The following is a 365-nucleotide window of genomic DNA, read 5'->3' as shown; positions in this document are numbered from 1 at the left end:
GCGGTGCTGCAAGCGATGGTGACTAACTCTCAACAGCCGGTTGGAGAAATGGATATTCTGTCTCCGACGGAGCGCAAGTTGTTGCTGGAAACCTGGAACGCGACGGAAACCGCGTATCCTGATGCATTGTGTATTCATCAGTTGTTTGAACAGCAGGTGGAGCAAACTCCGGATGCGACAGCATTAGTGCATGAAGAGCAAACCCTCAGTTATGCGGAATTAAATGCCCGTGCTAACTGTCTGGCTCATCAGCTAATTGAACTGGGCGTAGCGCCGGATCAACGAGTGGCGATTTGTGTGTCGCGTTCACCGGCAATGGTGGTAGGGATATTGGCAATACTGAAAGCCGGTGGTGCTTATGTGCC

The 365-nt window shown here is 51.8% G+C and carries 1 protein-coding gene; it reads left to right on the top strand.

All coding sequences use genetic code 11. The annotated features are described in order from the left end of the window. A partial coding sequence (locus EAE90_RS23445; protein ID WP_214055473.1) for an AMP-binding protein occupies positions 1-365 on the top strand: 365 nt, incomplete at both ends.

This window comes from Photorhabdus caribbeanensis (assembly GCF_018448885.1).
Taxonomy (GTDB): Bacteria; Pseudomonadota; Gammaproteobacteria; order Enterobacterales; family Enterobacteriaceae; genus Photorhabdus; species Photorhabdus caribbeanensis.
Note: the sequence above shows the minus strand (reverse complement) of the source record. Positions and strands in the feature narration are given on the sequence as shown.